At 72.4% G+C, this 13,716-nt stretch carries 13 protein-coding genes; 9 read left to right on the top strand and 4 right to left on the bottom strand.

Annotated elements, in window-relative coordinates; all coding sequences use genetic code 11:
- Positions 1-49 precede the first annotated feature (49 nt).
- From EV371_RS02180 to EV371_RS02155, 6 genes are read left to right on the top strand one after another with little or no spacing between them, the layout of a single operon-like run.
- Complete coding sequence (locus tag EV371_RS02180; protein WP_130460559.1) at positions 50-979, top strand: STM4015 family protein; 930 nt, start codon at positions 50-52, stop codon at positions 977-979.
- Positions 976-1,977 (top strand): STM4015 family protein, encoded by a 1,002-nt coding sequence (locus EV371_RS02175; protein ID WP_130460558.1) that lies wholly within the window; start codon positions 976-978, stop codon positions 1,975-1,977. Before EV371_RS02180 ends, EV371_RS02175 begins: the two co-directional genes overlap by 4 nt.
- Positions 1,978-1,993: 16 nt before the next feature.
- The gene (locus EV371_RS02170) at positions 1,994-3,544 is read left to right on the top strand and encodes an STM4014 family protein (protein ID WP_486484443.1); all 1,551 of its coding nucleotides are present in this window, start codon (positions 1,994-1,996) and stop codon (positions 3,542-3,544) included.
- Positions 3,541-4,383 (top strand): STM4013/SEN3800 family hydrolase, encoded by an 843-nt coding sequence (locus EV371_RS02165; protein WP_130460557.1) that lies wholly within the window; start codon positions 3,541-3,543, stop codon positions 4,381-4,383. Before EV371_RS02170 ends, EV371_RS02165 begins: the two co-directional genes overlap by 4 nt.
- Complete coding sequence (locus EV371_RS02160; RefSeq protein ID WP_207230378.1) at positions 4,380-5,765, top strand: STM4012 family radical SAM protein; 1,386 nt, start codon at positions 4,380-4,382, stop codon at positions 5,763-5,765. Before EV371_RS02165 ends, EV371_RS02160 begins: the two co-directional genes overlap by 4 nt.
- Complete coding sequence (locus EV371_RS02155; RefSeq protein ID WP_130460556.1) at positions 5,762-6,634, top strand: STM4011 family radical SAM protein; 873 nt, start codon at positions 5,762-5,764, stop codon at positions 6,632-6,634. The genes EV371_RS02160 and EV371_RS02155 overlap by 4 nt, the downstream gene beginning before the upstream one ends.
- A gap of 361 nt (positions 6,635-6,995) precedes the next feature.
- On the opposite strand, the gene EV371_RS02150 is transcribed toward EV371_RS02155, so the two are convergent.
- Positions 6,996-7,283, bottom strand: a complete 288-nt coding sequence (locus tag EV371_RS02150; protein WP_130460555.1) for an antibiotic biosynthesis monooxygenase family protein — start codon at positions 7,281-7,283, stop codon at positions 6,996-6,998.
- Positions 7,284-7,389: 106 nt separating this feature from the next.
- Here EV371_RS02150 and pnuC point away from each other — a divergent pair, with 106 nt between their 5' ends.
- The 3 genes from pnuC (at position 7,390) to EV371_RS02135 (ending at position 10,447) form a co-directional block, all read left to right on the top strand.
- On the top strand, positions 7,390-8,049 hold the full coding sequence (pnuC, locus tag EV371_RS02145) for a nicotinamide riboside transporter PnuC (RefSeq protein ID WP_130460554.1): 660 nt from the start codon (positions 7,390-7,392) through the stop codon (positions 8,047-8,049).
- A 2-nt stretch (positions 8,050-8,051) separates the two neighbouring features.
- The gene (locus EV371_RS02140) at positions 8,052-9,152 is read left to right on the top strand and encodes an AAA family ATPase (protein WP_165436579.1); all 1,101 of its coding nucleotides are present in this window, start codon (positions 8,052-8,054) and stop codon (positions 9,150-9,152) included.
- A gap of 296 nt (positions 9,153-9,448) precedes the next feature.
- The gene (locus EV371_RS02135) at positions 9,449-10,447 is read left to right on the top strand and encodes a TerC/Alx family metal homeostasis membrane protein (protein WP_130460553.1); all 999 of its coding nucleotides are present in this window, start codon (positions 9,449-9,451) and stop codon (positions 10,445-10,447) included.
- 121 nt (positions 10,448-10,568) lie between these two features.
- Here EV371_RS02135 and EV371_RS02130 read toward each other — a convergent pair whose 3' ends face one another.
- The 3 genes from EV371_RS02130 to EV371_RS02120 all read right to left on the bottom strand — a co-directional run bounded on the left by EV371_RS02130 (position 10,569) and on the right by EV371_RS02120 (position 13,712).
- Complete coding sequence (locus tag EV371_RS02130) at positions 10,569-11,501, bottom strand: NlpC/P60 family protein (protein WP_130460552.1); 933 nt, start codon at positions 11,499-11,501, stop codon at positions 10,569-10,571.
- A gap of 234 nt (positions 11,502-11,735) precedes the next feature.
- Positions 11,736-12,830, bottom strand: coding sequence for a dipeptide epimerase (locus EV371_RS02125; protein ID WP_130460551.1), 1,095 nt, complete (start codon positions 12,828-12,830; stop codon positions 11,736-11,738).
- 24 nt (positions 12,831-12,854) lie between these two features.
- On the bottom strand, positions 12,855-13,712 hold the full coding sequence (locus EV371_RS02120) for a serine hydrolase (RefSeq protein ID WP_130460550.1): 858 nt from the start codon (positions 13,710-13,712) through the stop codon (positions 12,855-12,857).
- Positions 13,713-13,716 lie beyond the last annotated feature (4 nt).

Here is a 13,716-nt window from a genome sequence, read left to right as displayed (position 1 = left end):
GGTTCGCCTTGTTAGGGTTCTGCCGCCCCCGAGCGCTACCGGAGCCCCAATGACGATCTATGCACACATCACGGAGTTCGCCGACCGGCCCGTGGTCGACTTCGATCCGGCCCGACTGCCGGACGTGGCGCCCGATGCGGTCGCCTGGCGGCTCAGTCTCACCGACTTCCCGACCCGCGACGGAGACTTCGCCGACCTGGTCGAGCGGTTCCTGGCCGCCGTCGACCCCGCCAAGGTCACCGCGCTGATCGTCGGCGACTGGGGCGAGGCGTACGAGGAAAGCGCCCCCGTCGAACTGGTGGCCGGATTGGCGCCGCGACTTGCCGGGCTGAAGGCACTGTTCATGGGTGAGATGGTGTCGGAGCAGTCGGAGATCTCTTGGATAACCCAGGCCGATCCCGCTCCGCTGCTGACGGCGTACCCGGGGCTGGAGATTCTGCGCATCCGCGGTGCGACCCAGGGGCTGACCCTCACCCCGACCCGGCACACCGCACTGCGCGAGCTGGCGATCGAGGCCGGTGGCCTGCCCGGGCACGTGGTCCGGGCGATCGGCGAATGCGACCTGCCGGCGTTGGCGCACCTGGAACTCTGGCTCGGCACCGACCAGTACGGTGGCGACACCACTGTGGAGGATCTGGCGCCGATCCTGGGTGGGGAGCGGTTGCCGTCGTTGCGGTCGTTGGGTTTGCGTAATGCGGAGATTGCCGATCGGGTGGCGGTGGCGGTGGCGGGTGCGCCGGTGGTGGCGCGGTTGCGGGAGTTGGACCTGTCGTTGGGGGTTCTTTCCGACGAGGGGGCGGCGGCGTTGTTGGCCGGGCAGCCGTTGACGCACCTGCGTCGGCTGGATCTGCATCATCATTACCTGAGTGCTGAGATGGCCGACCGGCTGGTGGCCGAGCTGCCGGGCGTCGAGCTGGACCTCTCCGACGTACAACCCTCCGACCAGGACGACGACCGGTACATCGCGGTGTCGGAGTGAGGACGAGCTTCACCGGTCACGCCACCGAGTTCGCCGGGCTGCCGGTCTTCGGGCTGAGCCAGAGCTGGACGGACGAGCCGCCGCGCCTGGTACCCGAGGCGGAGCTGCCGACCGAGCCCGGCGCGGTCGCCTGGCGAATCGAGGCGTGGGAGGACGACGACGGCTGGGACTACGGCCCCTCGTCGATGTTCCGGCACGCGTTCGAGCAGTTTCTGGAGCTGGTCGATCCGGCCGGGGTGCGCGCCCTGGTGATCGGCAGCTGGGGCTACGCGGCGATGAACGCGGCACCGATCGGTCAGCTCTGCGCCGCCGCCGACCGGCTGACCGGGTTGCGGGCGCTCTTTCTCGGCGACATCCCGGCGGAGGAGTGCGAGTTGTCCTGGATCTGCCAAGGTGACGTCGCGGCGCTGCTGGCGGCGTACCCCGGGCTGGAGATCCTGCGGATCCGCAGCGGCGACGCCGACGCCGCGGGCCGTAACGGGCTGGCCTTCGATGCCGTCCGGCACGGCGCGCTCCGGACGCTGGTGGTGGAGTCGGCGGGTCTGTCGGCCGGGGTCGTCCGGGGCATCGCCGACTCCGATTTCCCGGCCCTGGCGCACCTGGAGCTCTGGCTCGGCACGGACCGTTGGGGCGGGGACACCAGTGTGGAGGATCTGGCGCCGATCCTGGGTGGGGAGCGGTTGCCGTCGTTGCGGTCGTTGGGTTTGCGTAATGCGGAGATTGCCGATCGGGTGGCGGTGGCGGTGGCGGGTGCGCCGGTGGTGGCGCGGTTGCGGGAGTTGGACCTGTCGTTGGGGGTTCTTTCCGACGAGGGGGCGGCGGCGTTGTTGGCCGGGCAGCCGTTGACGCACCTGCGTCGGCTGGATCTGCATCATCATTACCTGAGTGCTGAGATGGCCGACCGGCTGGTGGCCGAGCTGCCGGGCGTCGAGGTGGATCTCACCGAGGTCATGCTGCCCGACGAGTACGACGACCGGTACGTGGCCGTCGACGAGTGACTGGCATGATCGACGGATGACTGGCAGGGCCCCGCTGGTGGTCGTCGGCAACCCGGAGAACCGCCGGGTGGCGCTGTTCCGGGCCGCCGCGACCGAGACAGCCGTACCGGTGGCGGTGCTGCCCTGGCGGCGGCTGGCGGCCGGTCCGGTCCGGCTGCCCCGGGCGGCGGTGGTCCGGATCGACTCGCCAGGGGAGGACGCCGAGGTCGACCGGCTGCTGCGCGGGGCGGACCGGCCCGCCGAGCACGGCGAGATCGTCGGCCTCGCCGCCTGGTACGCGGGATTCCGCGCCGCCCTGGGCCGGCTCGACCAGGCCGCCCGGTCCGCCGGAGCGACCCTGCTGAACGATCCCGCTGACGTGCTCGCGATGTTCGACAAGCGGGCCTGTCACGCCCGGCTGGCCGCAGCCCGGGTACCGGTGCCGCCGGCACTGCCCCCGGTGCTGTCCGTGCCGCATCCGCTGTCCGGGCCGTCCGTGCCGCATCCGCTGTCCGGGGTGCCGGTGCCGCAGCTGGCGTCCGTGCCGGCTGCGCCGCACGCGCCACCGGGGCCGCCTGCCTCGGCCGCGGCGTCCACATTGGCCGGTCCGGCCGGATCGGCTGCCTGGACGGGTGCCTCCGGCGGTTACCCGGAGCTGCGCGCGGCGATGCGCGCCGCCGGCTGGTCCCGGGTTTTCGTCAAGCCGGCGCACGGCTCGTCCGCCTCCGGAGTGCTCGCCCTCCAGGTGGCGCCGGGCCGGATCCGCGCTACCACCTCGGTCGAGTTGACCGCCGACGGCCGGCTCTACAACTCGTTGCGGGTCCGCGACTACACCGACGAACGGCAGGTCGCGGCGATCGTCGACCGGCTCGCCCCGGACGGGCTGCACGTCGAGCGCTGGTTTCCCAAGGCCGGGCTTAGCGACCGGACGATCGACCTGCGGGTGCTGGTGGTGGCCGGTCGACCGGAACATGTCGTGGTCCGGGCCAGCTCCGGTCCACTGACCAACCTGCACCTCGGCAACGCCCGGGCGGACCTGGCCGCGCTGCGGGCGGCGATGGGCGAACCCGCCTACGGCGCCGCGCTGCAGACCTGCGTCCGGGCCGCCGCCTGCTTTCCGGGCAGCCTGCACGTCGGGGTGGACCTGCTGATCGGCACGGGCTGGCGGCGGCACGCGGTGGCCGAGGTGAACGCCTTCGGCGACCTGCTGCCGGGGCTGGTCGACCCGGCAGGCCGGGACAGCTACGCGGCCGAACTGCACGCGCTGCGGACCGGTCGGTTCGCCCGGTGGCGAGCCAGCGCACCGACGCCGCCGGAGTCGGCAGGCGAGCCGGGGCCGACGCCGGGACCCGCGCCGGCATCGACGACACCGCCCGGGCCGACACCGGTGCCGGAAGCAGTGGCAGCGCCCGGGCCGACCGCGGGGGTAGCGCCCGGGTCGACAGCCGGGTGGGACGGGCGAGTCGGGTGGGACGGGCGAGCCGGGTGGGACGGGCGAGCCGGGCGGGGCCCCCGGCGAGCGGACGACGGTGGCACCGGGCAGCATGAGAACCCGGGACGTGACAGAAAGGTGGGGAGTGCGGCATGAAGGAGATGATCGGCAGCCACGACCTGTTGTTCGTCACCCTGGACACACTCCGCTACGACGTGGCCGAGGAACTGGCCGCCGCCGGGCGCACACCGAACCTGGCCCGTGCGTTGCCAGGCGGGGTCTGGGAGCGGCGGCACAGCCCGGCCAGCTTCACCTACGCGGCGCACCAGGCGTTCTTCGCCGGCTTCCTGCCCACCCCGACCACACCCGGGCCGCACCCCCGGCTCTTCGCGGCGGCCTTCCCCGGCAGCGAGACGACCGGAGAGCAGACCTGGACCTTCGACGCCCCCGACGTGGTCCGGGCACTCGCCGGGGCCGGCTACCACACCGTCTGCGTGGGCGGGGTCGGCTTCTTCAACGGCAGGTCCCCGCTGGGTGGCGTACTGCCCGCCCTCTTCGCGGAGGCGCACTGGGAGCCCGAGTTCGGCGTCTCCGCACCGCGCTGCTTCGAGGCACAGCTCGATCGGATCGCCACCGTCCTGCCGACGGCGCCGGAGGACCGGCCGCTCTTCCTCTTCGTCAACGTCGCGGCGATCCACCAGCCGAACCGGCACTACCTGCCCGGAGCGGACCGGGACACCAGGGAGAGCCACGCTGCCGCGCTGGAGTACGTCGACCGGCACATCGGGCGGCTCTTCGCCCTCGCCACCTCCCGAGACCGGCCCTGCCTGGTGCTGATCTGCTCCGACCACGGCACCGCGTACGGCGAGGAGGGGCACAGCGGTCACCGGCTCGGTCACGAGGTGGTGTGGACGGTGCCGTACGGGCAGTTCGTTCTCGAACCGGGTGACTGGGGCAAGCCCGGCGACTGGCCCGGGCCGGAACAGTCGGGGTGACCGGCGCACTGGACGGGTCGCCGTACCAGGGCTATCTGTACGCGTACCCGCACAAGACGGCGTACCGGCCGTTGCGGCCCCGCCCGGCGCTGCGTGAGGTCTGGGCGGGCCAGCGGCGGGAGGCCCTCTTCCTCTATCTGCACCTGCCGTTCTGCGAGATGCGCTGCGGCTTCTGCAACCTCTTCACCCGCTCGAACCCGCCCGCCGAGCAGGTGCGCGGCTATCTCGACCAGTTGGCCCGGCAGGCCGAGCGGGTCCGGGAGGCACTCGGCGACGGCGTCGGGTACGCCCGGGTCGCGGTCGGTGGCGGCACCCCGACCTATCTGGACGCTGCCGAGTTGACCGCGGTCTTCGACCTGCTCGCCGGCTTCGGCGCCCGGCTCGGCACGGTGCCGGTGGCGGTGGAGACCTCGCCGGCCACCGCCACCGCCGATCGGATCGCGGTTCTGGCCGAGCGTGGCACCACCCGGGTCAGCATCGGGGTGCAGAGCTTCCTGGACAGCGAGGCGCGGGCGGCCGGGCGACCGCAGCGCCGGGTGGAGGTCGAACGGGCCCTGGACACCATCCGGGCGCACGACATCCCGGAGCTGAACGTCGACCTGATCTACGGGATTCCCGGGCAGACCGCGACGACCTGGACCGAGTCGATCTCCGCTGCGCTGTGCTGGTCTCCGGAGGAGGTGTTTCTCTATCCGCTCTACGTCCGCCCGCTCACCGGCCTCGGCCGGATCACCGGCGCGGCGGGCGGTGCCGACCCGGCCTGGGACGCGCAGCGGCTGGCGCTGTACCGGCAGGGCCGGGACGCGCTGCGGGCCGCCGGCTACCAGCAGTTGTCGCTACGACACTTCCGCCGTGCCGAGCGCGTCTCCGACGGTCCGGGGCTCAGCGCCGACGGGCCCGGGCCGATGTCCGGCCCGACGGAGCAGAGTGGGCCGGACTACTGTTGCCAGGACGACGGCATGGTGGGGCTGGGCTGCGGGGCCCGGTCCTACACGACCGACCTGCACTACTCGTTCGACTACGCGGTCGGGGTCCGGCACGTCCGAAGCATCATCGAGGACTACCTGTGCCGGCCCGCCACCGATTTCGAGGTCGCCGAGGTCGGCTTCCGGCTCGACCCGGTGGAACAGCGCCGCCGCTGGCTGGTCAAGTCGCTGCTCCGGGCGGAGGGGTTCGATCCGGCCGGCTATCTCGACCGCTTCGGCAGCCGGGTCGACGACGACTTTCCGCAGCTCGACCGCCTCGCCGAGCGCGGCTGGCTGACCTCGGGGCCGGCCCGGATCGGGTTGACCGAGTCCGGACTGGAACGCTCCGACGCGATCGGGCCGTGGCTGGTCTCCGGCCAGGTCCGCCGGGCGATGGCCGAGTACCCGCTCCGATGAACCTCTCGGTGCTCTACCGCGGTCCGCTGGCGAGTTGCAACTACGACTGTCCCTACTGCCCGTTCGCGAAGCGCCGGGACAGCCGGGCCGAACTCGCCGCCGACCGGGCCGCGCTTGGCCGCTTCGTCGACTGGGCGACCCGCAATCCCGACGGCGACCGGCTGTCGGTGCTCTTCACGCCCTGGGGCGAGGGACTGGCCCGGTCCTGGTACCGGGACGCGCTGGTGGCGCTCTCCCGGCTGCCGCACCTGGAGCGGGTGGCGATCCAGACGAACCTGGCCTGCCGGCTGGACTGGCTGGCCGCCGCCGACCGGCGTACGGTCGCGCTCTGGGCCACCTACCACCCCGGCCAGGTACGCCGGGAGACCTTCCTGCGGCGCTGTGCCCGGCTGACCGAGCTGCGGGTGCGGTACTCGGTCGGCGTGGTCGGGCTACCGGAGCACCGAGCCGAGGCGGCGGCGGTCCGGGCGGCGCTGCCGGCCGACGTCTATCTGTGGGTGAACGCGGCCGAGGGGCATTCCTACACGGCTGCCGAGGAGGCGGCCTGGACCGCCCTCGACCCGCTGTTCGGCTACAGCGTGCGGCCGCATCCGTCGGCCGGTGCGCCGTGTCGGGCCGGCGAGACGGTGATTTCGGTGCGTGGCGACGGCTCCGTGCGGCGCTGCCACTTCGTGGAGACACCGCTGGGCAATCTCTACGACGGGTCGTACCGCGCCGCGTTGCGTCCCCGGCCGTGTCCGAACGCCGCCTGCGACTGCCACATCGGGTACGTCCACCTGCGAACCCTGCCACTGTACGAGGTCTTCGCCGAAGGAGTGCTGGAACGGATTCCGGCCCGGTGGGGCGTGCCGGCCGGCGCGCTGGCTTAACCGAGGGCTGCCGGGCTCGACGTCCGATGATCCGACCGGGATCCGCATCCGACCCGACCCGATCCCGACCCGGACCCGATCCACCCCGGCCCGGACCCGATCCGGACCCGCAGAACCCGATCCGAACCCGCCGGACCCGGCGGCCCCGAACCCGCCGGGGCCGGCGGTGCCGGTGTTCGGATCGGTCGACGTCGCCGCGCCGAACACATCCGCCGCCTCCGAGAACCGCCGCCTCAGAGAACTGCCGTCTCCGAGAACCGGCGCCTCAGAGAACCGCCGCCCCCGAGAACTGCCGCTCAGAGAGACCCCTGTCTCGCGGCAGGCTAGCCGCGGCGTACGACAGTTTTCGTCGGGTCGGCGGTCAGGCCGGCGTTGGCACGTCGGTGAAGTGCTCGACCACCGGCGGGGCGGCGAAGTACGGGCCGATCAGCGAGCGCCACGTGGTGAACCGCTCGGTGGCCCGGAAGTTCTCCAGGTGGGCCTCGACCGAGTCCCATTCGACCAGCAGCACGAACCGGGACGGCGACTCGATGCCCCGGGTCATCCGGATCGACCGGCATCCAGGGGTGCCGGCCAGCGTCTGATGACCCTCGGCGAACGCCTCCTCCTGACCGGCCAGCACCTCGATCAGCGCAACCTCCAGCACCATCAGCGCAGGATGGCACGGATGGGCCCGGTCCGGTCGATCGGGGTATACCCGTCCCGAGCGCCGGTACCTACGGTGGGAACTCCGAAGGATCTTTGGGGGGCGCGCCATGCTCGACTGGCTCACCGGTACCGCGTTCACCGTGGCGGGCACGCCGACCAGCCGGGCCGAACTGCTCGGCTTCGCGACCGGCGTACTCACCGTCTGGCTGCTGACCCGACAGAAGATCTGGAACTGGCCGGTCGGCATTGCCAACGTGCTGCTGCTGATGCTGCTCTTCTGGACCGCCGGCCTGTACGCCGACGCCGGTCTCCAGATCGTCTACGTCGGACTCGGCCTGTACGGCTGGTGGGCGTGGCTGTTCGGCGGCGCCGAGCGGAGCCGGCTGGTGGTCGGCCGGACGGGTCGGCGGGAGTGGCTGCTGCTGGTCGGCGCCGGCGCGGTACTGACGCTGCTGCTCTGGCTGCTGCTGGACCGGGCGACCGACTCGACCGTGCCGCTGCCGGACGCGGTGACCACCTCGCTCTCCCTGATGGCGACGTACGGCCAGTGCCGCAAGCGGGTGGAGAGCTGGTGGATCTGGATCACCGCCGATCTCGTCTACATCCCGCTCTACGTCTACAAGGAACTCCATCTCACCGCCGGGCTGTACGTCGTCTTCCTCGGGCTCTGCGTGATCGGGCTGCGGAACTGGCGGGCCGACCTGCGCCGGCTCGCGGCCGTCGGCGTCCGGCCGGTAGCGCCCGGTCCGGCCCCGGCCACCCCGTGACCGTGCGGGACGGTCGGGACCTTTTCGCCGGTGGCCGGCCGGAGTTCGGGCACGGCCTGGTGGTGGGGAAGTTCTATCCGCCGCACGCCGGGCACCACGCGCTGATCGCCGAGGCGGCCCGCCGGTGTGCCGCGGTCACCGTGGTGGTGGCGCCGTCCCGGCGGGAGTCGGTGCCGTTGGAGTTGCGGCTGGACTGGTTGCGTGAGGTGCACGCCGCCGACCGGCACGTCCGGTTCGTCGGCCGGTACGACGACCATCCGGTTGACTACGCCGACCCGGCCGCCTGGGACGCGCACTGCGCGGTGTTCCGGGCGGCGGTCGGGCCGGCCCGGGTCGACGCGGTCTTCTCCTCCGAGGCGTACGGCGCGGAGTTGGCCCGCCGGTTCGACGCGGTGGACGTACCCGTCGATCCGGCCCGGGTCGCCGTACCGGTCTCGGGCACGGCGGTGCGGGCCGATCCGGTAGCGCACTGGGCGATGCTCAGCCCGCCGGTCCGGGCCTGGTTCGTCCGCCGGATTGTCGTGGTGGGCGCCGAGTCCACCGGTACCACCACCGTCGCCAGGGCGCTGGCCGGGCACTACCGCACCTGCTGGGTACCGGAGTACGGCCGGGAACTCACCGCCGCCAAGCTGGCCCGGCTGCGCCGTACCGAGCCCGAGGCGACGATCTTCGACGTTGGTTGGGACCGGGCGGACTTCGAGACGGTGGTGCGGGAGCAGCAGGCCGCCGAGGACGCCGCCGCGCGGCGCAGTGGGCCGCTGCTCTTCTGTGACACCGACGCCCGGGCCACCGCGGTGTGGGAGGAGCGGTATCTCGGCTCGACCTCACCCCGGGTCCGGGCCGCCGCCCGTCGGCCCGATCTCTATCTGCTGACCGACCATCGCGGGGTGCCGTTCGCCGACGACGGCCTGCGGGACGGGGCGCACCTGCGCGGCTGGATGACCGAGCGGTTTCGTGCGGTGCTGGCCGAATCCGGCGTACCCGTGATCGAACTCACCGGTCCGCTTCCGGACCGGCTGCGGACGGCGATCCTGGCCTGCGACCGGATCCTGGCGGTCGGTTGGCCGCTCGCCGACCCGCTGCTGCCCCGACATAGCACCTAGGTTCCTAGGATGGCTTAGGGTCAGTGATCCAGATAGCCCGACCGGGGAGATGCGCGCGGGGCAGGGAATGGTGAACAATGGCCCCTGTAGGAGGGGAGTATTCCTTCGCGACGGTGTCGTCAACACGGTCGTCGGCCGGCAGACCGGTTACGAGGACCCGGCACCGTAGGTTGTCGTCGCGGCGTCTCCGCGTGGCGATGGCGGAAGAGACCTCCGACAGTCACCATCGTCTGCATCGCCTGATGCGCGTCTTTCGCGTGCTGACGGCGGTGCCGTGTGCCTGCCGGAGGAGTGTCTTGAACGTGTCCACCTGGGTGTGGGTCGTCTCGCTGGTCGTGCTGACCGCGGTCCTACTACTTGATTTAGTGATCGTCGGTCGGCGACCGCACGAGCCGAGTCTGCGGGAGTCCGGCCTCTGGGTCGCCTTCTACGTCGGCCTCGCGATCGTCTTCGGGGTCGGCCTGGCCCTGACCACCAATCTCACCGTGGCCGGGGAGTTCTACACCGGATGGCTCACCGAGTACAGCCTCTCGGTGGACAACCTCTTCGTGTTCGTGATCATCATGTCGCGATTCGGCGTACCCCGGCAGTACCAGCAGAAGGTGCTGCTGATCGGTATCGTGCTGGCGCTGGTGCTGCGCGGTGGCTTCATCGCGGCCGGAGCGGCCCTGATCAACCAGTTCTCCTGGGTCTTCTACATCTTCGGCGCCTTCCTCATCTACACGGCGATCAACTTTTTGCGGCAGGGTGAGCCGGACGAGGAGGACTTCAAGGAGAACGTGCTGATCCGCTGGAGCCGGCGGGCGCTGCCGGTCTCCCGGGACTTCTCCGGCGCCCGGCTCAGCGTGCGGGAGAACGGCCGGCGGCTCTTCACCCCGATGCTGATCGTGCTGATCGCGATCGGCACCACCGACCTGGTCTTCGCGCTCGACTCCATCCCGGCGATCTTCGGGATCACCCAGGAGCCGTACCTGGTCTTCACCGCCAACGTCTTCGCGCTGATGGGGCTGCGGCAGCTCTACTTCCTGCTCGGCGGACTGCTCGACCGGCTGGTCTACCTCAACATCGGGCTCGCCGTCGTGCTCGGCTTCATCGGCGTCAAACTGGTGCTGGAGGCGCTGGCCGGCAACAACCTGCCGTTCGTCAACGGTGGCGAGCCGGTCGGCTGGGCGCCGCACATCCCGATCTGGCTCTCCCTCACCGTCATCCTGGGCACCCTGGCGATCGCGACGGTGGCCAGCCTGATCAAGTCCAGCCGGGACGGCCGGACCACGCAGAAGCTGCCGGTCGGCTGAGGTGGGCGCGGTCGGCTGAGGTAGGGCGCCGGAGCGGCAACTCAGAGGAGTGCGGCCTTCCCCCTTCCCCCTGCGGTCCGTCTGGACCGCGGGGGAAGGGCACGGCCGCGGGGCCAGCGGCTCAGGCCGGGAGTGAGTCGGTGACCCGGTGCGCGCCGACCAGGGTGGCGGTCCGGTCAGCGGGCATCGGTTCCTCCAGCACCCGCCGCTTGGTGTAGCAGGCGTGCAGCATCCGTCGGTCGCCGTCCGGGCCGGGACGGGCGGTGACGATGCCGATGTGGTGGACCCGCCGGCCCGGCCGGGCGAAGAAGTAGAGGTCGCCGGGGCGTTCCGCACCGAGCGGCACCGGAACCGTCGCCGCCGCCTGGTCGTCGGCGTCCCTGGGCAGGCGTACGCCGAAGCGCCGCCAGGCCAGATGCACCAGGCCCGAGCAGTCGATGCCGTACGCCGAGACGCCGCCCCAGAGATAGACCACGTCCCGCAGTTGGCTGGCCACCGTGAGCACCTCGGTCGCGCTCGGTGGCTGGTTCGGCGCCGGGGCGAGGTGGGTGTCGGGCGCCCAGAGGGGCTGCTCCTGGTCGGGGACCCGGACCGGCCGCCAGCCGGCGCGGACCGGTCCCGCGCAGGTCAGCCGGGTACCCAGGATCACGTCGGGCAGCACCACCGCACCGAACGGTGCGTCGTGCAGCCGGGTGACCGTCGCCGAGACGACCAGGTCCGCCGGTGCCGGATCGGCCGGCGCGACGAGCTGGTCCAGCGGCAGCCAGCCCGGATAACCCCGAGGGTCGAGCCTGGCCGCCGGCTGCTCCACCGCGACGACCCGGACCCAACCGTCCGGCCGGACCTGCTCGACCAGCACCCGCTCGCCGAGCAGGAGCTGACTGAGCACGCAGTCGCCGACCCGCTGGTCGGCGCTCATCCCGGAGATCCAGCCGGCGATGTCGGTCCGGCGGGACAGGGCCGGTGCGTCCACCGGACGAACAGTCTCCGGGCCCGCCCACAGGGTGGCGACGGCGACCCGGACAACGGCCTCGTCCCCCGAGCGCACCGCCATGTCAGTACCACCCGTCCTCGCCCGCTCCCGCCCGAAACCCTATGAAAATAAGCGCCGCCCTGCAACAAGCCTCTGAATGTTGCCTTCATGACCGGTGGGCGCGCGGCGGTCGGGCGCGAGAAGGGAGACGTGACCGACGGCTGACGCGTGACGGGCGACGGGTGCGGATGACACGTGACGGGCGACGCGGGACGGGTGCGGGTGAGGCGTGACGGGTGCGGGTGACGGGCGGCGTCAGGGGGTGGGTGGTGGTGTCCCGTGCAGGCCGACGACGCCGAGACCGGGAGCGTCCGGCAGCACCACGGTGGCGTTCTCGTACCGGATACCGCCCTGCACCGGCGTCCAGGCCAGCCACCAGGCCGCGTCCAGGTCCGACACGGCGCTGGTGCCGTACGCGGCCACCAGGCTGGCCGCCGCGCCGATCCCGATCTGACTCTCCATCATCGAGCCGACCAGCGTGCCGAGGCCGTGCGCGGCGGCCAGCTCCAGCAGCGCCCGGGCCGTCCCCAGTCCACCGCACTTGGCCAGCTTCACGTTCACCAGGTCGGCGGCCCGGCGCTGGATCACCTCGACCAGGTCGCGCAGCCCGTAGACCGACTCGTCGGCCAGGATCGGCACGTCCACCCGGTCGGCCACCCAGGCCAGCCCGGCGATGTCCCGGGCGTGCACCGGCTGCTCCACCAGCTCCACGTCGAGCCCGGCGTCGGAGACACCGCGGATCACCCGGACCGCCTCCCGGGGCGTCCAGCCCTGGTTGGCGTCGAGCCGGATCCGGGCCTGCGGACCGGCGGCGGCGCGTACCGCCCGGACCCGGGCCAGGTCACCCGCGGGGTCCGTGCCGACCTTCACCTTCAGCACCTCGAAGCCGTCGGCGATCCGCTGCTTCGCGGTGCCGGCCAACTCGACCGCGTCCCCGGCGGAGAGGGTGACGTCGGTGGCGACCCGGCGGGACGTCCCGCCGAGCAGCCGCACCAGCGGTACGCCGAGCCGCCGCGCCGCCAGGTCGTGCAGTGCGACGTCCACCGCAGCCTTCGCCGCCTCGTTGCCGACCACCGCAGCCCGTACCTCCGCGCACCGGGCCACCAGGTCGTCCGGGTTCCGCCGGGTCAGCAGCGGGGCGAACACCTCCTCGACGCAGGCCCGGGCACCGCCGATCGACGCCCCGGTCACCTGCCACACCTGCGGTGCCTCGCCGAACCCGGACCGCCCGTCGGCATCGACCACCTCCACCACCAGGGTCTCTACAGTGGAGGTACGGCGCAGTGCGGTCACGAACGGCGTGTGCAGCGGAGCGGAGAGCCGGTGGGTGCGTACCGAGGCGATCGACATGCAGGCACCATATCGACCGTCGGATCAGCGGACGGTCCCCAGACCGTGCCGGGCCGCCCAGACCAGGGCAGACACCCGGGCGACGAGGCGGCGTGCCCGTTCGTCCCGGTCGTCGGACGGCCCGGCGGCACCGTCCGGCGGCGCACTGGTGCAGACCACCACGGCGTACGGGGGCGCGTCGTCCGGGAAGACCACTCCGGCGCCGTGCCGGACGCCGCGTACCCAGCCGTTCTTGTGCGCGATCCGGGTCCCCGGCGGCAGCCCGGCGGCCAGGTCCTCGCCGCGCTCCTGGCCGAGCAGCACGTCCAGCATCGCCGCGCAGGTGTCGGGGGAGGCCAGCCGGGACCGGACGATCCCGCCGAACAGCCCGGTCAGGTCGGCGGCGGTGACCTGGTTGTCGAGGCCGGCGTCCCGGGCGGCGAAGTCCTCGATGCCCCGCTCGGTGCGGCTGTGCCGGGCACCGCTGTCCGCCCAGACCTTGGCGACGGCGGGCAGCCCGACCTGCCCCAGCACCAGGTTGGTGGCGAGGTTGCTGGACCGGACGATCATGCGTTCGGCGAGCCAGCCCAGCGGCGCGGTGCCGCCGAGCCGGGCCCAGACCGCCTCGTCGTTGTCGTACTCCGCGGCGCAGGAGAACCGGCCCGCACCCGGTCGGGCCGAGTCGAATTCGTTGACCACCGGTACCGCCGCGTTCAGGTCCACCGCGCCGGCCTCGGCGGCCCGGTACAGCGCGGCGAGTACCGCCACCTTCATGGTGCTGGCCGCGTAGTGCGGAACGTCCGGCAGCCGGGTGTACGCGGGCGGGCGGCCGAGCCGCCCCGCGTAGACCGAGACGGTACCGGCGACGGCGGCGAGTTCGGTGTCGAGTGCTTCCCAGGGCATCTGG

This window comes from Plantactinospora sp. CNZ321, assembly GCF_004217235.1.
Note: the sequence above shows the minus strand (reverse complement) of the source record. Positions and strands in the feature narration are given on the sequence as shown.